Source organism: Dysosmobacter welbionis, from assembly GCF_005121165.3.
Classification (GTDB): Bacteria; Bacillota; Clostridia; order Oscillospirales; family Oscillospiraceae; genus Oscillibacter; species Oscillibacter welbionis.
Genome location: NZ_CP034413.3, coordinates 2,440,218 through 2,462,823, shown reverse-complemented (window position 1 = coordinate 2,462,823; position 22,606 = coordinate 2,440,218). Strand labels below are relative to the sequence as shown.

At 56.6% G+C, this 22,606-nt stretch carries 26 protein-coding genes and 3 pseudogenes; 21 read left to right on the top strand and 8 right to left on the bottom strand.

The window, feature by feature from the left end:
• Positions 1–223: 223 nt before the first annotated feature.
• From EIO64_RS12965 to EIO64_RS12945, 4 genes and pseudogenes are all read left to right on the top strand, one after another.
• Positions 224–397, top strand: a complete 174-nt coding sequence (locus EIO64_RS12965) for a hypothetical protein (protein WP_158629790.1) — start codon at positions 224–226, stop codon at positions 395–397.
• 71 nt (positions 398–468) lie between these two features.
• Positions 469–654 (top strand): DUF1540 domain-containing protein, encoded by a 186-nt coding sequence (locus EIO64_RS12960; RefSeq protein ID WP_136891464.1) that lies wholly within the window; start codon positions 469–471, stop codon positions 652–654.
• Between the two features lie 78 nt (positions 655–732).
• Positions 733–1,085 (top strand): annotated as a pseudogene (locus tag EIO64_RS19260) (TSUP family transporter).
• Positions 1,082–1,456 carry a TSUP family transporter gene (locus tag EIO64_RS12945; protein WP_021747973.1) on the top strand — a complete coding sequence of 125 codons (375 nt, stop codon included), beginning with the start codon at positions 1,082–1,084 and terminating at the stop codon, positions 1,454–1,456. Before EIO64_RS19260 ends, EIO64_RS12945 begins: the two are co-directional and overlap by 4 nt.
• Before the next feature lie 159 nt (positions 1,457–1,615).
• Here the strand turns inward: EIO64_RS12945 and EIO64_RS12940 are convergent, their stop codons facing one another.
• From EIO64_RS12940 to spoIID, 5 genes are all read right to left on the bottom strand, one after another.
• Positions 1,616–2,887: a S1C family serine protease gene (locus EIO64_RS12940; protein WP_136891463.1), complete on the bottom strand. Its 1,272-nt coding sequence runs from the start codon at positions 2,885–2,887 to the stop codon at positions 1,616–1,618.
• 7 nt (positions 2,888–2,894) lie between these two features.
• Positions 2,895–4,373: a sensor histidine kinase gene (locus EIO64_RS12935; protein WP_021749292.1), complete on the bottom strand. Its 1,479-nt coding sequence runs from the start codon at positions 4,371–4,373 to the stop codon at positions 2,895–2,897.
• 281 nt (positions 4,374–4,654) lie between these two features.
• Positions 4,655–5,359, bottom strand: coding sequence for a response regulator transcription factor (locus tag EIO64_RS12930; RefSeq protein ID WP_025545561.1), 705 nt, complete (start codon positions 5,357–5,359; stop codon positions 4,655–4,657).
• Between the two features lie 147 nt (positions 5,360–5,506).
• Positions 5,507–6,634, bottom strand: coding sequence for a polysaccharide deacetylase family protein (locus tag EIO64_RS12925; RefSeq protein ID WP_119310545.1), 1,128 nt, complete (start codon positions 6,632–6,634; stop codon positions 5,507–5,509).
• Between the two features lie 69 nt (positions 6,635–6,703).
• Positions 6,704–7,732, bottom strand: a complete 1,029-nt coding sequence (gene spoIID / locus EIO64_RS12920) for a stage II sporulation protein D (RefSeq protein WP_136891462.1) — start codon at positions 7,730–7,732, stop codon at positions 6,704–6,706.
• 150 nt (positions 7,733–7,882) lie between these two features.
• On the opposite strand from spoIID, the gene EIO64_RS12915 reads away from it, so the two are divergent.
• A complete protein-coding gene (locus tag EIO64_RS12915; protein WP_136891461.1) occupies positions 7,883–8,746 on the top strand; it encodes a hypothetical protein in 864 nt (287 codons plus the stop codon).
• Positions 8,747–8,959: 213 nt separating this feature from the next.
• On the opposite strand, the gene EIO64_RS12910 is transcribed toward EIO64_RS12915, so the two are convergent.
• The gene (locus EIO64_RS12910; protein WP_136891460.1) at positions 8,960–9,442 is read right to left on the bottom strand and encodes a nucleoside deaminase; all 483 of its coding nucleotides are present in this window, start codon (positions 9,440–9,442) and stop codon (positions 8,960–8,962) included.
• 79 nt (positions 9,443–9,521) lie between these two features.
• Here EIO64_RS12910 and EIO64_RS12905 point away from each other — a divergent pair, with 79 nt between their 5' ends.
• Together EIO64_RS12905 and EIO64_RS12900 are read left to right on the top strand one after the other, a co-directional pair.
• The gene (locus EIO64_RS12905; RefSeq protein ID WP_025544947.1) at positions 9,522–9,785 is read left to right on the top strand and encodes a DUF2508 family protein; all 264 of its coding nucleotides are present in this window, start codon (positions 9,522–9,524) and stop codon (positions 9,783–9,785) included.
• Positions 9,776–10,039: a pro-sigmaK processing inhibitor BofA family protein gene (locus tag EIO64_RS12900; protein WP_119310541.1), complete on the top strand. Its 264-nt coding sequence runs from the start codon at positions 9,776–9,778 to the stop codon at positions 10,037–10,039. Before EIO64_RS12905 ends, EIO64_RS12900 begins: the two co-directional genes overlap by 10 nt.
• A 22-nt stretch (positions 10,040–10,061) precedes the next feature.
• Here EIO64_RS12900 and EIO64_RS12895 read toward each other — a convergent pair whose 3' ends face one another.
• A complete protein-coding gene (locus tag EIO64_RS12895; protein WP_207754052.1) occupies positions 10,062–10,406 on the bottom strand; it encodes a hypothetical protein in 345 nt (114 codons plus the stop codon).
• A 402-nt stretch (positions 10,407–10,808) separates the two neighbouring features.
• Between EIO64_RS12895 and rplM the strand changes: the two genes are divergently transcribed.
• Together rplM and rpsI are read left to right on the top strand one after the other, a co-directional pair.
• Positions 10,809–11,240 (top strand): 50S ribosomal protein L13, encoded by a 432-nt coding sequence (gene rplM / locus EIO64_RS12890; protein WP_036630356.1) that lies wholly within the window; start codon positions 10,809–10,811, stop codon positions 11,238–11,240.
• Between the two features lie 15 nt (positions 11,241–11,255).
• Complete coding sequence (gene rpsI / locus EIO64_RS12885; protein WP_021749304.1) at positions 11,256–11,660, top strand: 30S ribosomal protein S9; 405 nt, start codon at positions 11,256–11,258, stop codon at positions 11,658–11,660.
• Positions 11,661–11,862: 202 nt separating this feature from the next.
• Here rpsI and EIO64_RS12880 read toward each other — a convergent pair whose 3' ends face one another.
• Positions 11,863–12,165, bottom strand: a complete 303-nt coding sequence (locus EIO64_RS12880) for a hypothetical protein (protein ID WP_170180081.1) — start codon at positions 12,163–12,165, stop codon at positions 11,863–11,865.
• Between EIO64_RS12880 and EIO64_RS12875 the strand changes: the two genes are divergently transcribed.
• The 12 genes and pseudogenes from EIO64_RS12875 to EIO64_RS12815 all read left to right on the top strand — a co-directional run bounded on the left by EIO64_RS12875 (position 12,143) and on the right by EIO64_RS12815 (position 22,591).
• Positions 12,143–12,964 carry a ParA family protein gene (locus EIO64_RS12875; RefSeq protein WP_136891459.1) on the top strand — a complete coding sequence of 274 codons (822 nt, stop codon included), beginning with the start codon at positions 12,143–12,145 and terminating at the stop codon, positions 12,962–12,964. The two genes, EIO64_RS12880 and EIO64_RS12875, sit on opposite strands and share 23 nt — an antisense overlap.
• Positions 12,921–13,847, top strand: a complete 927-nt coding sequence (locus EIO64_RS12870) for a ParB/RepB/Spo0J family partition protein (RefSeq protein ID WP_136891458.1) — start codon at positions 12,921–12,923, stop codon at positions 13,845–13,847. The genes EIO64_RS12875 and EIO64_RS12870 overlap by 44 nt, the downstream gene beginning before the upstream one ends.
• 12 nt (positions 13,848–13,859) lie before the next feature.
• Positions 13,860–14,138, top strand: coding sequence for a DUF5720 family protein (locus EIO64_RS12865; RefSeq protein ID WP_118481071.1), 279 nt, complete (start codon positions 13,860–13,862; stop codon positions 14,136–14,138).
• Between the two features lie 287 nt (positions 14,139–14,425).
• A complete protein-coding gene (locus tag EIO64_RS12855) occupies positions 14,426–15,304 on the top strand; it encodes a DUF6017 domain-containing protein (protein ID WP_117509620.1) in 879 nt (292 codons plus the stop codon).
• 48 nt (positions 15,305–15,352) lie between these two features.
• Complete coding sequence (locus EIO64_RS12850; protein ID WP_027644087.1) at positions 15,353–15,715, top strand: DUF7768 domain-containing protein; 363 nt, start codon at positions 15,353–15,355, stop codon at positions 15,713–15,715.
• The gene (locus EIO64_RS12845) at positions 15,708–16,019 is read left to right on the top strand and encodes a DUF5720 family protein (protein ID WP_004797476.1); all 312 of its coding nucleotides are present in this window, start codon (positions 15,708–15,710) and stop codon (positions 16,017–16,019) included. Before EIO64_RS12850 ends, EIO64_RS12845 begins: the two co-directional genes overlap by 8 nt.
• Before the next feature lie 99 nt (positions 16,020–16,118).
• Positions 16,119–16,619 carry a PcfB family protein gene (locus tag EIO64_RS12840; RefSeq protein ID WP_002592129.1) on the top strand — a complete coding sequence of 167 codons (501 nt, stop codon included), beginning with the start codon at positions 16,119–16,121 and terminating at the stop codon, positions 16,617–16,619.
• Positions 16,616–18,445 carry a VirD4-like conjugal transfer protein, CD1115 family gene (locus EIO64_RS12835; protein ID WP_055224632.1) on the top strand — a complete coding sequence of 610 codons (1,830 nt, stop codon included), beginning with the start codon at positions 16,616–16,618 and terminating at the stop codon, positions 18,443–18,445. The genes EIO64_RS12840 and EIO64_RS12835 overlap by 4 nt, the downstream gene beginning before the upstream one ends.
• A gap of 219 nt (positions 18,446–18,664) precedes the next feature.
• Positions 18,665–18,793, top strand: a pseudogene (locus EIO64_RS12830) (Maff2 family mobile element protein); the annotation flags it as partial.
• A gap of 722 nt (positions 18,794–19,515) precedes the next feature.
• Positions 19,516–21,402 (top strand): group II intron reverse transcriptase/maturase, encoded by a 1,887-nt coding sequence (gene ltrA / locus EIO64_RS12825; RefSeq protein WP_136891457.1) that lies wholly within the window; start codon positions 19,516–19,518, stop codon positions 21,400–21,402.
• Between the two features lie 148 nt (positions 21,403–21,550).
• Positions 21,551–21,652, top strand: a pseudogene (locus EIO64_RS12820) (Maff2 family mobile element protein); the annotation flags it as partial.
• Between the two features lie 69 nt (positions 21,653–21,721).
• Positions 21,722–22,591 (top strand): VirB6/TrbL-like conjugal transfer protein, CD1112 family, encoded by an 870-nt coding sequence (locus tag EIO64_RS12815; protein ID WP_024724981.1) that lies wholly within the window; start codon positions 21,722–21,724, stop codon positions 22,589–22,591.
• Positions 22,592–22,606 lie beyond the last annotated feature (15 nt).

The window sequence follows — 22,606 nt, the reverse complement described above, 5'->3', positions numbered from 1 at the left end:
AAAGGTGGGCCGCTCAGATAGAGCGGCCCACCTTTTTATATAAAATTTTTATCACATATTTTGTGTGATAAAAGTTAACATATATTCTGCATTTTCTTTGTTATAAAATACTTTTGCACAAAAAACCGAAATCACGATATCATTTTGAAGTCACAATGCATTCTGATGATTTCATCAACTTGCAGTACAATCTAAGAACTCAATCAGAAAGGAGACACCCTATATGGATTCGTTCACCTGTTCCGACTGCGCACACTACTACCAGCACTACATCCGAACGCGCCGCCGTTTTGTAGAGATCCATGACGGCCATTGCGTCGCCGCGCCCCGCGCCAAAAACCGGACGCCGGACACGCCCGCCTGTGACAAATTTTTACCCAGGCCGGACCGTACATAACCCGGCCGCGCCTGCGCACACTAGAGGGCGGCGAAAGCCACACACTTTTTCACGCAGGAGGATCTTTTGTTATGACGAATACCAACAACGGCTGCGCCTGCACCCCCAACCAGAGCATCAAGTGCACGGTCACCAACTGCGCCCACCACTGCCAGGACCAGAACTACTGCGGTCTGAACACCATCACTGTGGGCACCCATGAGACCAACCCCACCAAGGTGGAGTGCACCGACTGCCAGAGCTTCCAGATGAAATAACCAGGTCCGACGGGCTTCGGGCGTCCTCTCCGGCTCCCGAAGCCCGCCGCTTACATCCCTGAGGAAAGGCGGGATCACATGGAACATCGCTGGCCGGCGCGGATCGCCGGCACTGCGGCGGGGCTGGCCAACGGCCTCTTCGGCGGCGGGGGCGGCATGGTCTTCCTGCCCATCCTCTCCCGCTGGGGCAGCCTCTCCCAGCGGAAGCTGTACGCCACCTGCGTGGGCGTCATCTTTCCGGTGTGTCTGGTGTCCGCCGCCGTGTACCTGTTTCGGGGGAGCTCTCCCTCCTGACGGCGCTGCCCTATCTGGCGGGCGGCCTGGTGGGCGGCTGGATCGGCGGCAAGCTGTACGGCAGAGTCTCCGTCAAGTGGCTCAAGTGGCTCTTCGCCGGTTTTCTGTTCTACGCGGGGGTGAAGTATCTGCTGTGACGGACTGGATCATTCCCTTTCTCTGCGGCCTGGGGGCCAGCATCCTCTCGGCCTGGGGCGTGGGCGGCGGCACGCTGCTGCTTCTGGTCATGACGCTCTTTCTGGATGTGGACCAGCGGACCGCTCAGGGCATCAATCTGCTGTTCTTCCTGCCCACCGCCGCCTCCGCCCTGGTCTGCCACGCCAGGGGCGGCTATCTGGACAAGCCCACCCTGAAAAGCGCCGTCCCCCTGGCCGTGGCCGCCGCCCTGGCCGGGGCCTGGATCGCCACCAATCTGGACGTGGCGGTCCTGCGCAAGCCCTTCGGCGTGTACCTGCTGCTCTCCGGTGTCAGCCTGCTGTGGCCCCAGCGCCGGAAGAAACAGACATGACACAGGCCGCGGGAGAAGTCCTTCAGGGCTTTTCCCACGGCCTCACAATGTTTTTTCCACACTACCCCGCAGGGCAGACACCCCGCTCTTCCGCCCCGGGCCGGGAGCACTTCCGGCAAGCAAGGGCGCGGCCTGCGGTGCAGGCCGCGCCCTCGTTCTTTATTCCACCGGGTCATTCAGAGTCAGCGTCACTTCCATCCGCTCTCCGTCCCGCCAGATTTCCATGGTCACCTGATCGCCCACATACAGCTGCCGCCGGATGCGCAGCAGCTCCTGACTGGTTTCCACCGGCCTGCCGCCGGCGGCGAGGACGAAGTCCCCCTCCCGGATGCCCGCCAGGTCTGCGGCGGAGCCGGGCGTGACCTCCAGCACCTGCAGGCCCCAGATGTCGTCCTCCAGCCGGGTGCCCGTCTGGAGCACCGTCACGCCGAAGGAGGGCTCCGGCCGGACCTCTCCATAGGTCAGCAGGTCGTTCACCAGCCGCCGGATGGAGGCGGAGGGAATGGCGAAGCCCAGACCCTCCACATTGGAGTAATCAGAGCTCATCTTGATGGTGTTGATGCCCACCACCTGGCCGCAGGCGTTGATTAGGGGACCGCCGGAGTTGCCGGAGTTCAGGGCCGCGTTGGTCTGAACCAGCGTCATGGTCCGGCCGTCCACCTGTACATCCCGGTTGATGGCGGAGACGATGCCGTCTGTCAGTGTGCCGCGGAGCTCCACGCCCAGCGGGTTGCCGATGGCGTAGACCTTGTCGCCCACCACCAGCTGGTCGCTGTCGCCGAAGGTGGCGGCGGGAAGCCCCGTCAGTTCCACCTTGAGGACCGCCAGATCGTTCCGCTCGTCTCCGGCCACGTACTGGGCCTCATAGGTCCGGCCCGTGTCCATGGCGACGGTGCAGTCCCGTCCCCCCGCCAGCACGTGGTAATTGGTGAGGATATAACCGTCCGCCCGGAAGATGACCCCGGTGCCCACGGAGACGCTGTCGTCCAGCTGGACCATGACCGTCACCACCGACGGGTTCACCCGCTGGTAGATCTCCTGGGCCGTCAGCTCCCGGCCGTGGTCCGTCTCCACCTCCAGCACGGCGCCCTCCCCGAACGGATAGGTGGGGATGGTAACTGCCCCGGACGCGTCCTCTTCCTCCTCCCAGCCGTGGTCGTAACGGTACTCAAAGGGATCGGCACTGCTGCCGGCCGGCAGCAGATACCAAATCCAGGAGCCCGCCGCCACACCCAGCACCACCGCCAGGCAGGCCAGGAAAATCCACAGCCCGGTCCTGCGCCGCCGGCGGGGCTGCCCGGGCGCGGCAGGCCGTCCCGGCAGGGGGCGGCTGTACCGCTCCACCACCTCCCCGGGCAGCGGCTGTCTGTATACCTCTACGATCTCTCCGGAGAGACGGTCCTCTCCGGCCAACTGCTTTTCTTCCTCCATGCACGCCTCACTCTGTGGCCAGTGAGAAGGAGAACGCGGTCACGCCGTCCTCGCTGGTCACACTGATCTTTTCCTTATGCTGCTCTAAAATCGTCTTGACGATGTACAGCCCCAGGCCGTAACCATCCTTGTCCTCGCTGCGGGACTTGTCGCTCTTGTGGAACCGCTCGAACAGCAGCGGCAGCTCCTCTGCCGGGATGGTGTCCCCCTCGTTCCGCACCGTCACCCGGGCCTTGCCGTCGATGGTGGTGACGCCCAGATAGAGAGTGGAGCCCTCCCGTGCGAACTTGGTGGCATTTTCCAGCAGGTTGTAAATCACCTGCGTAATCATGTCCTTGTCCCCCAGCACCAGAATGGGCTCCTCGGGGATATCCGCCTCCACATCCAGATTCCGGTCTGTGATCTTCCGCTCCATGGAGATCAGCACCCGGCGCATACTCTCGCAGATGTCGAAGTGCTTTCCCTCCCGCAGGGGGTCGATGGCCTGCAGCTGGCTCACGTCCAGCATCCGCCGCACCAGCCGGCTCAGGCGGCGGCTCTCGTCGGAGATGATCTGGAGATACTGCCGCTCGTTCTCCGGCGGGATGGTGCCGTCCAGAATGCCGTCTGTATAGCCGGCGATGGTGGTCATGGGCGTCTTCAGCTCATGGGAGATGTTGGTGATGAACTCCCGCCGCTGGCGCTCCGTCTGCTGCAGGTTCTCCGCCATGTTGTTGAAGGAGGCCGCCAGCTCTCCCAACTCGTCATCCCGGCCGTAGTCGTTCATGCGGATGTCGAAGTCCCCCTCCGCATAGCGGCGGGTGGCCTTGGCCATCTCCCGGATGGGCTGGATCTGCCGCATGGTGGTGATGGAGGACGCCATGAAGGAGATCATCAGCACCACGAACGCCGTCATGAAGAACAGCCCGATGAAGCCGGACCACATGGTGTCCAGCGAGGTGGTGGAGGACACGGCATAGACCATGCCGACGGGGTCGGGGGTATCCTCGCTTATGGCCGGAACGCCCACCACGAACCGCTTGTTGGAGTACAGGCCGTCCACGTCCGTGCGCCTGGAGCTGATGCCCTCCTCCAGCACCTCTGCGGTCATCTCCTCCGGCATAGTCACCACCAGCCCGCTGAGAGACGCATCCGTGGACAGCAGCACGTGGCCCTCCACGTCGCAGATCAGGAAGTCCACCTCGGACACCGTGGCAGCGAAGGAGGCCAGACGCTGGAAGTCCTCCTCGTGCTGCAGCTCCTCCATGTCCAGGTACCGCCCGTTTTCCAGATAGCTGGCGGAGAGCTGCCCCACCACCTGGGCCTGGGCGGCCAGCTCCCCGTTCTCCTGGCCCCGGGCGTAGTTGTAGCTCAGGGAGAAAAACGAAACTCCCAGCAAAAACAGCGTCAGGAGCACCATGCCGACGGTGACGAACATCTGCCGCCAGTACAGGCCCCTGAACTTGTTGTGCATCCGTTTTGCAATACGCGCGATCCGTACCTTCATGAGACCTCCCTGCCCGGTTTTCCACCTGAAAAGGCAAAGGTCTTTTCAGGCGGTTTTGTCAGCTCTCCTTTGCCCCGGGGGCGCCTGCCAGCTCGAACTTGTACCCCACGCCCCACACCGTTTTCAGCGCCCACTGGCTGCTGTTTTCCCCGGAGGCCGCAGGCCTCCGGGGGCCCCTTTCATCTCACCAACCTGCCGGAAATGAATTCCGGCAGGTTCAAGGGTCCTGCGGACCGCTTGACGCCGCTTTCGCGGCGCCGGGGCCTTCGTCCCCGGAAACGTCAGCTCTCCTTTGCCCCGGGGGCGCCTGCCAGCTCGAACTTGTACCCCACGCCCCACACCGTTTTCAGCGCCCACTGGCTGCTGACGTTTTCGATCTTCTCCCGCAGCCGCTTGATGTGGACATCCACTGTCCGGCTGTCGCCGAAGTAGTCAAAGCCCCACACCTCATCCAGCAGCTGGTTCCGGGTGTACACCCGGTTGGGGGTGGAGGCCAAATGATACAGCAGCTCCAGCTCCTTGGGGGGCGTGTCGATTTTCTTCCCATCCACGATCAGCTCGTAGGAGTCCAGGTCAATCACCAGCTTGTCGAACGTCAGCCGTTTGCTGGTGTCGTTGGGGATCTCCGTCCGCCGCAGGACTGCATTGATCCGAGCGATGAGCTCCTTCATCTCAAAGGGCTTCACCACATAGTCGTCCGCCCCCATCTCCAGGCCCTGGATGCGGTCGAACACCTCGCCCTTGGCCGTCAGCATGATGATGGGCACCTTGCTGGTCTCCCGGATTTTGGCGCACACCGACCAGCCGTCCATCACCGGCAGCATGATGTCCAGCAGGATCAGGTCCGGAACCTGCTTCTGAAACTCCTCAATGGCCTTGCCGCCGTCTCCGGCGATGCGGACGTCGAACCCCTCCTTCACCAGGTACATGTGGATCAAATCACAGATATTGCGGTCGTCTTCCACGACCAGGATGTTGCGGCCCATGGCGCTCCCTCCCATTTCGATATGTCTCTCTTCGCTGGTTCTGCCGCCCGCGGCGTCCGCCTGTTCACAGACACAGCCGATTCTTGATATCCTCTATTATATCCGCTCCCGGGGCGGTATGTTGAATATTTTGTAAATCTTGGCAGGTCAGGACACCGTCTCCGTCATGGCCAGACAGCGGTCGTCCGCCGCCTCCGCCGCAGACAGGAACGTCCCAAGCCCTGCGGCGTTGGCGCTGTCGCCCAGCCAGACAGTGACCTCGCCGCCCCGGCTGGTCACCCGCTGGAGCAGCGTGTCGGCGGCGCCGGTGCTGCTGAGGGGATACGCCGCCCGGTCCAGATCCGGGTCCAGCGGGCAGAAGCCCGCCGCCTCCGCCGCGGAGACAGACTCCTCCCCGGCGTTTTCAATCCAAGCCAGCCGGGTCTTGACGCTGGCGGCCTGGGAGAGCAGGCGGTTCCCCGTCTCCAGCTGTTCCGTCACCGGGCGGTCCGCCGCGGCGTCCACCGCCAGCCCGATGGCCTGCCCTGTGGCGGTCATTCGCCGCAGCAGGTCGCCGCCTTCCCGCAGAAACGCCTCCGTACAGTAGAAAGCCGCGTGGGCGTCATAGCGGTCCAGAATGTCCAGCAGGGACTTCACCCGCTTCGGGTCCGCGGCCTCCACACAAAGATAAATCCGCTGCCCGGTGACGGTGGAGGGCTCCGTTTCCTCCGGCGCGATGTCCTCTTCCGCACTCTGGTTCCGCAGGTACTGGTTGTACTCGTAGTCCATCCGGGACTTGGCGGCGTCGGCAAAGTACCGCTCCTCCATATCCATATCCGGATTGCGCACCCAAACCAGATAGCCCCGGTCCACCTCCACGGTGGAGTAGAGCAGGCCGAAGCACCGGGCGATCAGAGAGATGGGCAGGAAGATCACGCCACCCCGCTGGATGGGCTTCTGGAAATACAGGTTGCCCTCGTTGTCGATGGCATAGTCCTTGTTCAGGTCAAATACCAGGGAGCTGTATACCGTCTTGTCCACATACAGCAACACGGTCTGCCGGGCAATATTGGGGTAGTAGGACACGCCCAGATCCCGGCCCACGCCGGTGAAGATAGTGCTGGGCACATACAGATAGCCGCCGGACCAGAAGGGCATGGTGTCGTCCGACAGCGTCAGCACGTTTTTGTTGACTGCGGTGAAATACACCGTCTCCGCCGCCCCCGACGGGACCGGCGACAGCTGGAACACCAGCAGCAGGCACAGCAGCAGTGCCGCGAGCTTTCGTCTCATCATGTCCTCCCTTCCGCAGAAGCTCCCCTGGAAGATTGTATTTTACCACATTTCCGGCTTTTTTGTAAAGAGTCACCCTATGGCGGCAGTAGTATAGGGCTCCACGGTGACGCCGGTATAATAGTGGGTGAGGATCGTCCGGTAGTCCGCTCCCTCCTTGGCCATCTGGTTGGCGCCGTACTGGCTCATACCCACGCCGTGGCCGTAGCCAGTGACGAAGAACACCAGCTTGCCGTCCGCCGCCTCCCACTCGAAGCAGGCCGACCGCAGCCCCAGGATGCTCCGTAAAGTGCTGCCCTTCATGCTCACGCCGCCCACGTCCACCGACTCCACGCTGCCGGCGGTGTCCGTCACGGCGTTTTGCAGCCAGCCGCTGATGTCGCCGGACAGGTCCGCCTCCGGATAGGAGGTCAGGACCTTCTCCCGGAACTCCTCCGCCGTGAATTCCACACGGCTGTAATAGTTGGGGATGCTGTCCGCAGGCTCCGGCGAAGACACCGCCTGGAGATAGGGCAGGTCGCTGACCCACACCTGGCCGGAGGAGCGGGTCTGCCCGGCGGAGCAGGAGTGGAACACCGCCAGGATGGGCACGCCGCCGTACAGGATGGTCTCTCCGTCGGTCTCCCGGACGGCGGTCTCGATCTTTTCCTCATAGGCGTCCGCGTTCTCGCCCCAGTTGTTCCGGGCGTTTTCCTCCGAGATATACGCCTGGCAGCAGGTGGAGTCCGTGCAGATGTCCGCGGTGTTGCCGTGGTTGCCGCCAGTCTGCATCTTGTACAGGGTGTACGTCCGGGCCGCCACCGCCTGGGCCTTCAAAGCCTCCGGCTCAAAGGAGGCGGGCATCTCCGCCCGGACCACGCCCACCAGATACTCTCCCAGGGTCATCTCCTCCACCGCGTCCCCTGCCAGGACCTTCAGCACCATCTCTCCGTCCAGGTCCCCCGGCTGAAAGGGCTCCCGCTCCGACTCCACAGCGATGGGATCATCGGAGAAAAGCTCTGTCTGAAAGGGCACTACCACCGCCAGGGGCAGGGCAAACAGCAGCACCAGCAGCACCGCGGAGATGGCGGCGCTCTGGTGCAGATCAGAATGGCGTCTCATGGAAATTCCTCCTCTTTTGTTCCCCGTCTGCGGGCCTGTCCCTTCACTGTATGCGCCCGGAGGGCGGAAAATGAGGCCGGCATGGACAAACAGCTTTTCCCGTGGTATACTGGCTTTTGAAAATCTGTCATGATAAGGAGATCGGCTCCTATGAAGAAATACGTGCTCTGGCCCCTGCTGGCCGCCATTGGCGGCGTGGGGGCATTCCTGCTGCGGCTGCTTCAGCGCAGCACTGGGTTCGAGGTGGACACAGGCCTCCCCATCCCCGGCAATCTGTACGCCATCCTGCTGGTGGCCTGGTTCGTGGTTCTGGCGGCAGTCTGCCTGCTGGCAGCCCGGCCCCTTCTGCCTGCGGACCGGGAAGACCCGCCCCTCTTTCCCGCAGGCTTCTCCGTGGCTTCCCCCGGGCTGCTCACTCCGGCGGTGATGGGGCTCTTCCTGCTGGCAGCCTCCGGCGTTCTGGACCTGCTCTTCGGCTTCTCCGGCGCCAGCGCCCTCACCGGCAGCGGAGAGACGGTGACCGTTTTTGTGACCGCCCAGGGCAGTCAGCTCTTCTCCGGCAGGGAGCATCTGGTGGTGGGTCTGCTGTCTCTTCTCTCGGCGGCCAGCCTGCTTCCCGCTGTGCCTGCCTGCCGCATCCGGCCGGAGGGCGGGGCGCGCAAGCCCTTTCAGAGTCCTCTGCTGCTGGTGCCCGTCTGCTGCCTGGTGGTGCGGCTGGTGCTGACCTACCGGGTGGTGTCCGTAGACCCGTCCCTCACAGATTACTACACGGAGCTGCTGGCGGTGGTGTTCCTGGCTCTGGCCTTCTACCGGCTGTCCTCCTTCGCCTTCCGGGCGGGGCGGACCCGCCGCTTCGCCGTCTATGCGGCGCTGGCCATCGCCTTCTGCCTGGCCACTCTGGCGGACCGGCCGGATCCGGCCCGGCTGCTGTTCTACCTGGGCGGCGCCGTGACGCTTTTCGGCTTCCTGCTCCAGCGGACGGCGGTACTGGCCGCGCCCTGGGACAATACCTGACAGTTTATCACAAAATCCCCGCGGCCGGGAGTGCCCGCCGCGGGGATTTTCCGTTTGTTCACAAATACCGGGGAAATCGAGAAACGGACCAGCCTTTCGGCTGGTCCGTTTCCCTATTTTTTGGAAGATTGGATGAAAAGAAGTTTTGTCTCTTGCAAGTATTAAGATACTAGAGAGTTGTTAAGCAAACCAGCATCAATTGTTACAAAAGTCTTAAATCAAATCTGAGGGTCGATTTTTTTCTCCGCCCCGGAGCCCGGCAAAAAAATCCGCCAGCACCCGGCGGCAGTCCTCTCCCAGAATGCCGCCCACCAGGGCGGGCCGGTTGGGGAAGCTCTCCATAAACAGGTTGGTCACTCCGCCGCAGGCACCGAAGGCCTCGTCCCGGGCGCCGTACCAAACCCGGCGGATACGGGCATTCAGGATAGCCCCAGCGCACATGGGGCAGGGCTCCAGCGTCACGTACAGTTCGCAGTCATCCAGCCGCCAGGTGCCGAGGTGCTCGTTGGCCTGGGCAATGGCCTCCATCTCCGCATGGGAGGCGGTGGCCTGCTTCTCCTCCCGCCGGTTGCGGCCCCGGCCCACGATTTCCCCGTCCCGGACGATAACGCAGCCCACGGGCACCTCCCCCGCCGCCGCGGCCTCCGCCGCCAGCGCCAGAGCCTGGGCCATGAAGTTCTCCTGTTCTGTTGGCATGTTCTTCCTGCCTCCTTGTATGAAAGCTGGCATATTTGTCCAAACTCCCCGTAAGAATATGGATAGGAGGGACACTGCCATGAAACCTGTTTTTGCCAAGAAAGCCGCCCGCCCCGACCCGGAGCTGCTGACCCTGAAGGCCGAGCTGCTGGAGGCCCAGGGGGACCTGGCCCAGGCCTATCGCCAGTTCGACCAGGCCCTGGACCCGGAGCTGGTGGAGTCCTGCGTCTACCAGATCAGTGCCGTGAAGGCCCGGTGCAACTATCTGATCCGCGCCATCAAGGAGCGGAGTCCCGAGGCAGCGGCTGCTGCCGGGCTGGAGGGGGCGTCCACATGGACCTGAGTCAGAAGATCATCGCCGCCATCCTGGCGGGCTTCTTTCTCGTCGCTCTGATCCGGGTGTTCAGCTCCCCCTTCCGCCTGGCGCTGAAACTACTGCTGAACACCCTGTTGGGGTTTCTAGCCCTGGGGGCCGTACGGCTGACGGCGGGCCTCACCGGCATCGCCCTGGGGCTGAACCTGTGGAATGCCCTGGTGATCGCCGTCCTGGGCCTGCCGGGATTTGTGCTGCTGCTGTTGGTCCAGTGGATCTTGTAGCATTACATATTGTTTTCAAACGTCAGGGCAGTTCTTCGCCCCGGGCGTCAAAATACCGGTCCACCAGGCGCCAGCCCATGTCCCCGCCTGTAAACCGCCAGATGGTCAGGGACGGCGGGGCGGGGATGGAGACGGATTCGTCCAGGCCTGCGTCCACCCGCAGCCGGACCTCCGTCAGTTTTTCCGATTCATTCCCGATGACGTAACAGGCTTCCGTGGCCGGAATAGCCCTCATGGGCTGGGTGTAGACGCCCCGCACCGGGTACGGGCCGTACATCCACACCGGATGCCCATACGCTTCATAGTCCCCATCGACATTCTGCGGGAACCGGACGATGTAACGCTCGTCCGGTTTTCTCTCGCCCAAAAACATGGCGAAGCGGTCCGGCCCATCGTCCCCCACCGCCGGCAGTCAGATGGGGCCGGTGCCCCGGTCCGCCATCTCCCAGCAGAGATAGCGAGCGATCTCCCCAGGGCTTCTGCCATAGCAGCGGCGCAGAGAATCCGCATAAGGCCGGCCGCGCAGAAGATCCAGCGCCCCCAGGCGTTTCGGCGTACAGGGCCTTCCCCCGAAAAATTCAAAATAGAACGTGAGAAATCAGGAGATAATAAGAGGTATCAAGAGAAATTCAGAGATTTATCCCGGTTAAACGAAATCCCCGTTGACATTCCCCCGCCGCCGTGGTATAAATATCCTTGCTCCGATTGTAACCCGGAGCTCTTGATTTGTAAAGCAAAGCAAAGAATTTCAATATACGGAGGAAACACCATGTCCACTTTTATGGCAAACAAGGCCAACATTGAGCGTAAGTGGTACATCCTGGACGCCGCGGGCAAGCCCCTGGGCAAGACCGCTGTCCGGGCTGCCGACCTGCTGCGCGGCAAGACCAAGCCCACTTTCACCCCCAACGCCGACTGCGGTGACTATGTCATCATCATCAACGCCGGCAAGGCTGTGCTGACCGGCAAGAAGGGCACCCAGAAGATGTACCGTACCCACTCCGGCTGGATCGGCGGCCTGAAGGAGACCCCCTACCGCATCCTGATGCAGGAGCAGCCCGAGCTGGCCATGAAGGTGGCTGTCCGCGGTATGCTGCCCAAGAACACCATCGGCAAGGAATCCCTGAAGCGGCTGCACATCTATGCGGACGCCAACTACGAGCAGCAGGCTCAGAAGCCCGTCGCTCTGGACGCGGAATAAGGAGGAGTTTGAAGTATGTATCAGTCCAAGAAGCCCTATCTGTATGGCACTGGTCGCCGGAAGTCCTCTGTGGCCCGCGTCCATCTGTTCCCCAACGGCACCGGCTCCATCACCGTCAACGGCCGGAGCATTGATGAGTATTTCGGTCTGGACACCCTGAAGATGCTGGTCCGTCAGCCTCTGGAGGCCACCGGCAACACCGGCAAGATGGATGTTGTGGCCACTGTCACCGGCGGCGGCGTGTCCGGCCAGGCCGGCGCCCTGCGGCACGGTATCGCCCGCGCCCTGCTGCTGGCCAGCGAGGACAACCGTCCCATCCTGAAGAAGGCCGGTTTCCTGACCCGCGATCCTCGTATGAAGGAGCGTAAGAAATACGGTCTCAAAGCAGCTCGTCGCGCTCCGCAGTTCAGCAAGCGATAATCGACTGCTCAGACTATATCAAAATGGTTCAAAAACCCCGGAAAATCAAGGTTTTCCGGGGTTTTCTTATACCTAAATGGGCTGATATGGTTTGACCAAATTTGACAAAACGAGAGCCGTTTTCACCCAATTTTTAGTGGTCCGCAAGTGGTTAACCGGCCAAAAAGGGGGTAAAAAGAGGGTCAAGTGGTTCCCAAAGTGGTTAACCGAGAGCCGATTTTGGGGGTGTTTTGGGGGCGCTTTTCAGCCCTCCTTCCCCTCGTTTTTTTGGCTGTGGCAGTTTGGCATAGTTTGAGCTAATTTGAATAATTGAATATGAATTTGATGTAGCACACAGATCACATAAATGACTGGGTGCTTTTTTCATTTCAGGAACTCGTATTCCGGCGATAGAAAGAGCCGTCACTTCACTTTTTATTTTGGAGTGGCGGCTTTTTCTATTTCCAGAAGCAACAGCAACAATTAGAAATGAGGTGAAGTTAATGAACACGCAAATCATTGCCATTGCCAACCAGAAAGGCGGCGTTGGTAAGACAACGACCTGTGCCAACTTGGGAATCGGGCTGGCGCAGGCCGGAAAGAAAGTCCTGCTGATCGACGGGGACCCGCAAGGGAGCCTGACAATCAGCCTGGGCCATCCCCAGCCGGACAAGCTGCCCTTTACGCTGTCGGACGCTATGGGGCGTATCCTGATGGATGAGCCGCTTCGTCCCGGCGAGGGTATCCTGCACCACCCAGAGGGTGTAGACCTGATGCCTGCGGACATCCAGTTATCCGGTATGGAGGTATCCCTGGTAAACGCCATGAGTCGCGAGACTATCTTGCGGCAATATCTGGACACGCTGAAGGGGCAATACTCCCATATCCTCATCGACTGCCAGCCCTCCCTGGGTATGCTCACAGTCAATGCGCTGGCCGCTGCGAACAGGATCATCATTCCCGTTCAGGCGGAGTATCTGCCCGCCAAAGGGCTGGAACAGCTGCTCTCCACGGTAAACAAGGTAAAGCGGCAGATCAACCCCAAGCTCCAGATAGACGGTATCCTGCTGACGATGGTGGATAGCCGAACCAACTTTGCCAAAGAGATCTCCGCGCTCCTGCGTGAGACCTATGGCAGCAAGATCAAAGTATTCGGCACAGAGATTCCCCACTCTGTCCGGGCTAAGGAAATTAGCGCTGAGGGAAAAAGTATTTTTGCCCATGATCCCGGTGGCAAGGTGGCAGAGGGGTATCGAAATCTGATGAAGGAGGTGTTGAAACTTGAAAAGCAGCGCGAAAAAAATAGAGCTGGCCTCGGTAGATGATCTGTTCTCCACCGAAGAAGTCCGTCAGGATGCAAAGCTGGAAAAGATTCAGGAGATTCCGCTGTCTGAACTGCATCCCTTTAAGAACCACCCATTCAAAGTCAAGGATGACGAAGCCATGATGGAGACCGCTGACAGTATCAAGCAGTATGGCGTTCTGGTTCCGGCGATTGCTCGACCGGACCCGGAGGGCGGTTATGAGCTGGTAGCCGGACACAGGCGGCACAGAGCCAGTGAGCTGGCAGACAAGGAGACCATACCGGTCATTGTTCGGGATTTGGATGATGATGCCGCCACGATCATTATGGTTGACAGCAATCTGCAACGAGAAAGCCTGCTTCCCAGTGAAAGGGCCTTTGCCTATAAGATGAAACTGGATGCCATTAAGCACCAAGGAGCCAGGACGGATTTAACCTCGGCCCAAGTTGGGCCGAAGTTGACTGCGGCAGAAAAAATCGCGGAGAACAGTCCAGATAGCAAATCACAGATTAAAAGATTTATCCGTCTGACCGAGCTGATTCCCGAACTGCTGGACATGGTGGATGAAAAGAAAATTGCCTTAAATCCTGCTTATGAGCTGTCCTTCCTCAAAAAAGAGGAACAGAGAGATTTGCTGGATGCAATGGACAGCGAACAGGCTACCCCTTCTCTTTCTCAAGCCCAGCGGCTCAAGAAATACAGTCAGGAGGGGCATCTGACCCTCGATATGATGCGTGTCATCATGGGTGAGGAAAAGAAAAGCGATCTGGACCGAGTGACATTTACCTCTGACACCTTGCGGAAGTATTTCCCTAAAAGCTATACGCCCCAGCGGATGCAGGACACTATCATCAAGCTGCTGGAGGCATGGCAGAAAAAGCGTCAGAGAGACCAGGAACGATGAAAGGAGCCGCCTATGAGGGATATTTCAGCCCGTGAGCTGAAAGGACATAACATTCTTGCCGTAGAGAGGTTTTGGGATAACACCCGCTGGATGATTGAGTTTTCCGTCCTGCGTCCCAGCACAGCTTACGGTAGCCCCGGAGAGGAAATACGACTGTTTTTGACTGAGGACGGGTATCAGGCCGCCCTGCAAAGCCAGCAGCGTCGGGAGATCAAGATCAAGCGTTACGCTCGTGTGATTGAGGGACATATCCTCGATTTCAAACCGGGAAAACACCGCCGCCACTCATAAACAAATCATTACTGCGAAAGGAAAGGATTGAAATGTGTACTGTAAAGGAAATCCGGGAAGCAATCCGGGAGGATTGCCATTCCCAGCATGGTATGGAATTTATAGAGATTGACCGTGTTCTGCAAACTCTGCCATTCTCTCAGGGAAATGACCTGTTGGACAGACCGCCCATTCCCAAGCGCCCCTACCGGCGCAGAAAAAGTGAACAAAACAGCTGACTGCCACAATTCTTTTTACAGGATTGTGGCTTTTTTCATACCCTGAGAAATTTGGAAGGAGTGAGGTCAATGGCCGTATTTCGCATTGAACGAACCAGAGATTATACCGTGATGAGCAATCACCATTTACGCAACGGGAAACTGTCCCTGAAAGCCAAGGGGCTGCTTTCCATGATGCTGTCCTTACCGGAGGACTGGAACTATACCACCAGAGGGCTTGCCGCCATCTGCAAAGAGGGCGTGGACGCTATCGGCGGCGCGCTGCGGGAGCTGGAAACTGCCGGGTACATTGTCCGCCATCAGCTGCGAGACCGGCAGGGTCGGATCAGCGATACCGAGTATGTTATCTACGAGCAACCACAGCCGAAGAACCCGGATACGCCCCAGCCGGATACGGCTTCACCAGATACGGAAAACCCGGATATGGTAAAACCGGATACGGAAAAGCCCGCAGAATTAAATATAGAGAAATCAAATACAGAAAAAACAATTACTTATGGATCAAGTACCGATTCTATTCCCTTCCGGGAGCCAGCGGCAGCACAGCTGCCGGAACGGAAAGGAAGGGATGCGATGTCTGTCTCAGAGATGGAAAGTTATCGGGATTTGATTCTGGAGAACATCGAGTATGACCACCTGTGCCGGGAGTTTACCACCTATCGGGAGGACCTGGACGAGATTGTGGAGCTGATGGTGGAGACCGTCTGCGCCAAGCGGAAAACCACCCGGATCGCTGGCAGCGACTTCCCCCATGAGGTGGTCCGCTCCCGTTTTTTGAAGCTGGATTGCTCCCACATCGAGTTTGTCATGGAATGCCTGCGGAACAATACCACCGAAATCCGCAACATGAAGCAGTATCTGCTTGCGGTGCTGTTTAATGCGCCGACCACGATCAGCAACCACTACACCGCACAAGTTAACCACGATATGTACGCAGGCGGCTGGTAAACAGCCGCTTTTCTGCTGCCCGAAAACACCGGGAGAAAGGATTTTGCCATGAAACGACCTCTTGCCTACATTACGGCTCCCTGGAGCAACAGCCAGTATGAGAACGCCGAGAACGCTGCGGCCTACTGCCGTCAGGTGTACGATGCCGGGTATTCGCCCATCTGCCCGGTGCTGTTCCTGCCTACCTTCCTCAAAGACGAGATTCCCCAGGAACACAAGGACGGGCTGGATATGGCGCGGGACTACCTGCGCCGGTCCCATGTGCTGGTGGTCTGCGGCCACGGCATCGACGAGACCGTGAAGAATGACATTGCCACCGCCGAGCGCCTGCGGATCACCGCCACCACCCTGGACGGTATCCTGGCCGTGAAGGGCCAGGGACGCGGGAAAGGAGGCGCACGCCATGCCTGAGCGTAAGACCGTGGGCCAGCTGATGGAGGAAATGCGCCTCAAAGCCGGGGCGCAGAACTACCACGGCCACGAATACATGGATTTGCAACGGTTTGCCGAGGACACCCGGCACATGATTATTTTTGATGTGCTGACGAACGATTCCCCTGTTGGCTGGAAAGGCGAACGAACCCGCCTGTTCCTGTCGGATACCGGTTATGAAAAAGCACTGGATAGTCAGGAAAAGGGGCAGATTAAGATTTTGAGCCACGCAAAGGTGCGTCAGGGCAATCTGCACTATGACCGTACTGACCAGTTACGCTAAGGAGGGCGGTATGAAGCGTTATCTTCTGCGGCGGCTGGTGGTCCCGCCTTAGTATCAAGTGCCACCCCTGCAAAATCCGTGGAAAGGAGGCGATGACCTATGCAGGAGGAAGTGGAAAACAGGACTTTGACGCTGGTAGTCAGCGGAACAAAGTTTACCGGGCGGTTGATGAAAGCCGCCATCACCAAATACCTTGCCCACCGCAAGGAAAAGAAGCTGCAAAAGCAGAAAAGCCGGGATACCCCCGTGATTCCCCACGGCAAGCAGACGGTGAAACAGCTGATCGGCCAGAATCAGGGCGTTTCCAACATCGAGATCACTGACCCCTCCATCAAGGAGTTTGAGAAGATCGCGCGGAAATACGGCGTGGACTATGCGGTGAAGAAGGACCGCAGCAGCTCCCCACCCAAGTACCTGATCTTTTTCAAGGGACGGGACGCGGATGCCCTGACCGCTGCTTTTACCGAGTACACCGGGAAAAAGGTCAAGAAGGCGGAGAAATCCGAGCGCCCGTCCGTGCTGGCAAAGCTGAGCCAGTTCAAAGAACTGGTAAAACACGCCGTCGTGGACCGGAACAAGCGGAAGGAGCTGGAACGATGAAAAAGCAGCTGAACATCAAAAAGCTCATTTTGCTGAATCTGCCGTATATCCTGATGGGGCTTTTCTCCACCAACTTCGGTGAAGCGTGGCGGATGGCCGTGGGTGCGGACGCTTCGGCAAAAATGCTCTCGTTCTTCTCCACGCTGCCGGTGGCGCTGGCCAGCTGGTGGCCCAGCCTGCACCCGCTGGACCTGCTGGTGGGCCTGTGCTGCGGCGGCGGCCTGCGGCTGGCTGTGTACCTGAAAAGCAAGAACGCCAAGAAGTACAGGCACGGCATGGAATACGGTTCCGCCCGTTGGGGAACCCATGAGGACATTGCACCCTACATCGACCCGGTATTCCAGAACAATGTGATTCTGACGAAAACGGAGAGCCTGACAATGAACAGCCGCCCCAAGGACCCAAAGACCGCCAGAAACAAAAATGTGCTGGTGATTGGCGGCTCCGGTTCCGGTAAGACCCGCTTCTGGCTCAAACCGAATCTGATGCAGATGCACAGTTCCTATGTGGTCACAGACCCGAAGGGAACCATTTTGGTGGAGTGCGGAAAAATGCTCCAAAGGGGCGCACCCAAGCTGGGGAAAGACGGAAAGCCTATGAAGGATAAGCACGGCAAGGTCATTTATGAGCCGTACCGAATCAAGGTCCTAAATACCATCAACTTCAAGAAGTCCATGCACTATAACCCTTTCGCCTATATCCATAGCGAAAAGGACATCTTGAAGCTGGTAACAACGCTCATCGCCAATACCAAAGGCGAAGGCAAGGCCGGAGACGATTTCTGGGTAAAAGCAGAAACCTTGTTGTACTGCGCGCTTATTGGCTATATCCATTATGAGGCTCCGGTGGAGGAACAAAACTTCTCCACCCTCATTGAGTTCATCAACGCTATGGAAGTCCGTGAGGATGACGAGGAGTTCAAAAACCCCGTAGACCTGATGTTTGATGCACTGGAAGCCGAGAAGCCAAACCACTTTGCGGTGCGCCAGTATAAGAAATATAAGCTGGCCGCTGGAAAAACAGCCAAGTCGATTTTGATTTCCTGCGGCGCTCGCCTTGCCGTGTTCGACATTGCAGAGTTGCGTGAGGTCACGGCTTATGATGAGCTGGAGCTGGATACTCTGGGAGACAGGAAAACTGCTCTGTTCCTCATTATGAGTGATACGGATGACAGCTTTAACTTCCTGATCTCCATGTGTTATACCCAGCTTTTCAATCTGCTCTGCGAAAAAGCCGACGATGTGTATGGCGGCAGGCTTCCGGTTCATGTGCGCTGTTTGATTGATGAGTGTGCTAACATCGGGCAGATTCCGAAACTGGAAAAGCTGGTGGCCACCATCCGAAGCCGTGAAATCTCTGCCTGTCTGGTGTTGCAGGCACAGAGTCAGCTCAAGGCGATCTATAAGGATAACGCAGATACCATCATCGGTAACATGGATACATCCATCTTCCTGGGCGGTAAAGAGCCGACTACCCTCAAAGAGCTGGCTGCCGTGCTGGGCAAGGAAACCATCGACACCTACAACACCGGAGAGAGCCGTGGGAGGGAAACCTCCCATTCACTCAACTATCAAAAATTGGGGAAAGAGCTGATGAGTCAGGATGAGCTTGCTGTTATGGATGGAGGCAAGTGTATCCTCCAGCTGCGCGGTGTGCGTCCTTTCCTTTCGGATAAGTACGACATCACCAAGCACCCCAATTTCAAGTACACTGCCGACGCGGATGATAAGAACGCTTTTGACATTGAAGCATTCTTGTCTGCAAGGCTGAAACTCAAGCCCAATGAGGTCTGCGATGTATATGAAGTAGACACAAAGGGCGCTTAATTTCGTTCCGCTTTAGAAGGGAGTGATCTTATCTATTCGCCGCACCTGCCCTCTATGGGCCATTGGCGTACAAAGCGGACAATCGCGAGAAAAAATAATGAAAAAGGAGGACAGCCGGAATCATGCCCCCGGAAACCGGGCGGCAGATTGTTCCGGCTTTTGTATGCCTATGAAACATGACAAACCTATTTTTTAATCAGATTCCGGCTAACAAACTATATGGCATTTTTTGAACAGGCAATCACCGTTCTTCAGACCCTCGTTATCGCGCTCGGTGCCGGTCTCGGTATCTGGGGCGTTATCAACCTGCTGGAAGGTTACGGCAACGACAACCGTGCGACACGTTCGTAAGTGAAAAGCTTGCGCACAAAGTCGAAGGGCAATTGTAGCCCAAAACTTTGGAGAACTGATATTCCGATGGGTGAAATGAGGGGGTAACGTCCCGAAGCGCCACCCTAATACTCCGAATGGCGGGGAGCATGCAACGGCTCTCTCCAAAAGTTTATAGAGCTCGGTGAAGTCGGCAGAGAGCAACCGTAAGACTGGTTTTCAGACCAGACACGAAAGCTGTCCAGAGGTGGATGGTGTTGCCTATATGCCGGGGGTCGGATATCCATGGTGAGAATGTATGAAAATACTGACGAAATTCCGAATGTACGAGTCTAAACGTTGATGCTGTCGAAAGGCAGTACACCTTTTATGGTGGTATCTGTGGGCGAGTAAAATTGGTTGTTATGAAAGTCCATGCACCGTTACAGGCGGTGCGGTTATGCATGACCAGATACAGGCTTAGAGGAAGAACCTAAAGATATTCAATGATAGGAATATCGGAACGTGGAAAGCTGGGAACACGGAGGCGGTTGCAAGCCAATGATGTGGTGGATGGGAATACCTTCGTGAGAGGGCAATAACCATTCTTTATTCCAGTGAGAGTAGTGGCACAGTACCTGTGAAGCCGTGAATAAGTAAGCGGTGGAGGGATAGCCACAAGTCGAATTCAGCAATGAAAATGAAAACACAACAAACACAGCTTCGAGTATGACAAAGAAAATCCAAACCGAAGGGAGAGGATGCCTGTGTTGACTTCGGGGCAGCAAGAAAGGAAAAGTAAGCAGAGGAAAATCCGCAACTCAGAGTATTACGACATGGAAGGCACTTTTGACAGGCTGTATGCAGAAAGTAAGAGAAATAAAACCTTCAACCATCTGATGGAAATCATCGAGAGTGAAGAAAATATCAAACTTGCATACAGAACGATAAAGAAGAATACAGGAAGTGATACTTCGGGAGTGGATAAAAGGACGATAGCCGACCTTGCAAAGTTAAGCGAGGAAGCTTACGTCCGTCTCATACGGAAACAATTCAGTAATTATCATCCACGACCCGTAAGGCGAGTGGAGATACCAAAGCCCAATGGAAAGACCAGACCCCTGGGAATTCCAATTATCGTGGATCGGATCGTACAGCAATGTATTTTGCAGGTCATGGAGCCAATATGTGAAGCAAAATTCAGTGAGAACTCCAACGGGTTCCGTCCGAATCGTTCTGCTGAGACTGCTATTGCGCAATGCATGCGGCTGATACAGGTACAGCATCTGTACCATGTGGTTGACCTCGATATTAAAGGATTCTTTGACAATATCAGCCATACAAAGCTGATTCGTCAGATATGGGCATTGGGAATCCGGGATAAAAAGCTGTTATGCATTATAAAAGAGATGCTGAAAGCACCTGTTGTTCTGCCAAATGGGGAGAAAACATATCCCTCACGGGGTACTCCGCAAGGCGGTATTTTATCGCCATTGCTTGCAAATATCGTATTGAATGAGCTGGATTGGTGGATTGCTTCTCAATGGGAGCAGATGCCAACAAGGACAAAATTCAAAACGAGGAACAATGCGCAGGGAACAGAGATTAAGAGCCACGCTTACAGAGCTCTGCGCCGGAGCAGATTAAAAGAGATGCATGCAGTTCGGTACGCAGATGATTTTAAAATTTTCTGCGCATCACATGAGGATGCTGTCAAAGCATACAAGGCAACAGAGTTATGGCTAAAGGACAGGCTGGGGTTGGAAATCAGCCCTGACAAATCCAAAGTAGTTAATCTCAAAAGACAGTATTCTGATTTTCTCGGGTTCAAGCTGAAAGTCCGTAAAAAGGGTAAGAAGTATGTAGTTCGGTCTCATATGAGCGATAAAGCATACAAAAAGGCTCATGGAAAAGTCTCGGAAGAAGTAAAGAAACTGGCTCATTCGTCAGATGATAATGCTCAGTTCATGCAGCTTCAGAAATATAACGCTGTAGTTGCCGGACTTCATGAATACTATTGTATTTCTACAGAAGTATCCCATGATTTCAGCAGACTTGCCTTCAGTATCAACAAACAGCTCAGAAACAGACTGAAAGGTGACTTATCCAAAAAGGGACAGCTCAGAAATGGGTTTATTAAAGAAAAGTATGGAGCAAGCAGACAGATGAGGTTCCTTCATGGACGTCCGGTGATTCCACTGGGATATGTCCAGCCGAAGAATGCCCAGCATAAAAGGAAATCCATCAATAAGTATACGGTCAAAGGTCGGGAACAGATTCATAAGAATCTTGCAATCGATACAGCGACAATGTTATGGCTGATGAGAAATCCTGTAAAGGGCAGAACCATTGAATATGCGGATAACCGTATTTCCTTGTATGCGGCACAGTATGGTAAATGTGCAGTGACGGGAATTCTGATGGATTCTCATGATATTCACTGCCACCATAAAGTGCCCGTAAGCAATGGTGGTTCGGATGAATACGCAAATCTTATTCTTGTCAGCGAAGCAGTTCATATCCTTATCCATGCTTCTTCAGAACCTACGATTGAGAAGTACTTGAAATCCTTAAATCTTGACGATAAACAAATAGAAAAGCTTAACAAACTTCGTACTATGGCAGAAATGCCACCTATTATTCTTTGAATTTAATGCTGTAACGAAGTGTGTAAGTTGTGTTTAAAACCCTGGACGGCTGAATTCGATGGAGCGCCGTGTGCGGTGAAAGTCGCATGCACGGTGTGGAGCGGGGGAAAATCTGGAGATAACTTCAAAGGATTACCTATCGCTATCCGGCGCCAAGAGCCAGGGCATGAAGCAGCTCATGGCCGGTGCTGGTGTAGCCGTAGTCGGCATGGTCCTTGTACCTCTGCTCTCCGGGCTTTTCTCTGTCTAAGCGTCTCCGTATGAAATCCTTGCCGCTCCCGCAGTTTTGCGGGGGCGGCGGAAAGGAGGTTGACACCGTATGGATTTCTTACTTGAAGCCCTGACAAATTGGCTGAAAGAAATGCTGGTGGGCGGCATTATGAGCAACCTTTCGGGGATGTTTGACAGTGTAAACCAGCAGGTCGCGGATATATCCGTACAGGTAGGCCAGACCCCACAGGGATGGAATGGCAGTATTTTCAGCATGATTGAGAATCTGTCCAACTCCATCATGGTGCCGATTGCAGGCGTGATCCTGGCTATCGTGATGACCGTAGACCTGATCCAGATGATTGCAGACAAGAACAACCTGCATGATGTGGATACCTGGATGATTTTCAAGTGGGTGTTCAAATCAGCCGCTGCCATCCTCATTGTCACAAACACATGGAATATCGTGATGGGCGTCTTTGATATGGCGCAGAGCGTGGTGGCGCAGGCGGCAGGGGTTATCAATTCGGATGCGTCCATTGACATTTCCTCAGTTATGACCGATCTGGAACCGAGGCTGATGGAAATGGATCTGGGACCGCTGTTCGGACTGTGGTTCCAATCCCTCTTTATTGGCATTACTATGTGGGCGTTATATATCTGTATCTTTATCGTTATTTATGGCCGTATGATCGAGATTTACCTTGTGACTTCGGTGGCTCCCGTTCCAATGGCTGCAATGATGGGTAAAGAATGGGGCGGTATGGGACAGAATTACCTCCGATCCCTGCTGGCGCTGGGCTTTCAGGCGTTTCTCATTATCGTCTGCGTGGCAATTTATGCTGTGCTGGTGCAGAACATCGCTCTGGAAGATGACATCATCATGGCAATCTGGAGCTGCGTGGGCTACACCGTACTGCTATGTTTTACGCTGTTCAAAACCGGCAGTCTCGCCAAATCAGTCTTTCAGGCGCACTAAAACGGAAGGAGGTTT

Bases quoted from the DNA above. Each gene is read 5' to 3' on its own strand.
- EIO64_RS12965 (WP_158629790.1), top strand. From the start codon at position 224: ATGGATTCGTTCACCTGTTCCGACTGCGCACACTACTACCAGCACTAC.
- EIO64_RS12960 (WP_136891464.1), top strand. From the start codon at position 469: ATGACGAATACCAACAACGGCTGCGCCTGCACCCCCAACCAGAGCATC.
- EIO64_RS12940 (WP_136891463.1), bottom strand. From the start codon at position 2,887: ATGGAGGAAGAAAAGCAGTTGGCCGGAGAGGACCGTCTCTCCGGAGAG.
- EIO64_RS12935 (WP_021749292.1), bottom strand. From the start codon at position 4,373: ATGAAGGTACGGATCGCGCGTATTGCAAAACGGATGCACAACAAGTTC.
- EIO64_RS12930 (WP_025545561.1), bottom strand. From the start codon at position 5,359: ATGGGCCGCAACATCCTGGTCGTGGAAGACGACCGCAATATCTGTGAT.
- EIO64_RS12925 (WP_119310545.1), bottom strand. From the start codon at position 6,634: ATGATGAGACGAAAGCTCGCGGCACTGCTGCTGTGCCTGCTGCTGGTG.
- spoIID (WP_136891462.1), bottom strand. From the start codon at position 7,732: ATGAGACGCCATTCTGATCTGCACCAGAGCGCCGCCATCTCCGCGGTG.
- EIO64_RS12915 (WP_136891461.1), top strand. From the start codon at position 7,883: ATGAAGAAATACGTGCTCTGGCCCCTGCTGGCCGCCATTGGCGGCGTG.
- EIO64_RS12910 (WP_136891460.1), bottom strand. From the start codon at position 9,442: ATGCCAACAGAACAGGAGAACTTCATGGCCCAGGCTCTGGCGCTGGCG.
- EIO64_RS12905 (WP_025544947.1), top strand. From the start codon at position 9,522: ATGAAACCTGTTTTTGCCAAGAAAGCCGCCCGCCCCGACCCGGAGCTG.
- EIO64_RS12900 (WP_119310541.1), top strand. From the start codon at position 9,776: ATGGACCTGAGTCAGAAGATCATCGCCGCCATCCTGGCGGGCTTCTTT.
- rplM (WP_036630356.1), top strand. From the start codon at position 10,809: ATGTCCACTTTTATGGCAAACAAGGCCAACATTGAGCGTAAGTGGTAC.
- rpsI (WP_021749304.1), top strand. From the start codon at position 11,256: ATGTATCAGTCCAAGAAGCCCTATCTGTATGGCACTGGTCGCCGGAAG.
- EIO64_RS12875 (WP_136891459.1), top strand. From the start codon at position 12,143: ATGAACACGCAAATCATTGCCATTGCCAACCAGAAAGGCGGCGTTGGT.
- EIO64_RS12880 (WP_170180081.1), bottom strand. From the start codon at position 12,165: ATGGCAATGATTTGCGTGTTCATTAACTTCACCTCATTTCTAATTGTT.
- EIO64_RS12865 (WP_118481071.1), top strand. From the start codon at position 13,860: ATGAGGGATATTTCAGCCCGTGAGCTGAAAGGACATAACATTCTTGCC.
- EIO64_RS12855 (WP_117509620.1), top strand. From the start codon at position 14,426: ATGGCCGTATTTCGCATTGAACGAACCAGAGATTATACCGTGATGAGC.
- EIO64_RS12850 (WP_027644087.1), top strand. From the start codon at position 15,353: ATGAAACGACCTCTTGCCTACATTACGGCTCCCTGGAGCAACAGCCAG.
- EIO64_RS12845 (WP_004797476.1), top strand. From the start codon at position 15,708: ATGCCTGAGCGTAAGACCGTGGGCCAGCTGATGGAGGAAATGCGCCTC.
- EIO64_RS12840 (WP_002592129.1), top strand. From the start codon at position 16,119: ATGCAGGAGGAAGTGGAAAACAGGACTTTGACGCTGGTAGTCAGCGGA.
- EIO64_RS12835 (WP_055224632.1), top strand. From the start codon at position 16,616: ATGAAAAAGCAGCTGAACATCAAAAAGCTCATTTTGCTGAATCTGCCG.
- ltrA (WP_136891457.1), top strand. From the start codon at position 19,516: ATGCCTGTGTTGACTTCGGGGCAGCAAGAAAGGAAAAGTAAGCAGAGG.
- EIO64_RS12815 (WP_024724981.1), top strand. From the start codon at position 21,722: ATGGATTTCTTACTTGAAGCCCTGACAAATTGGCTGAAAGAAATGCTG.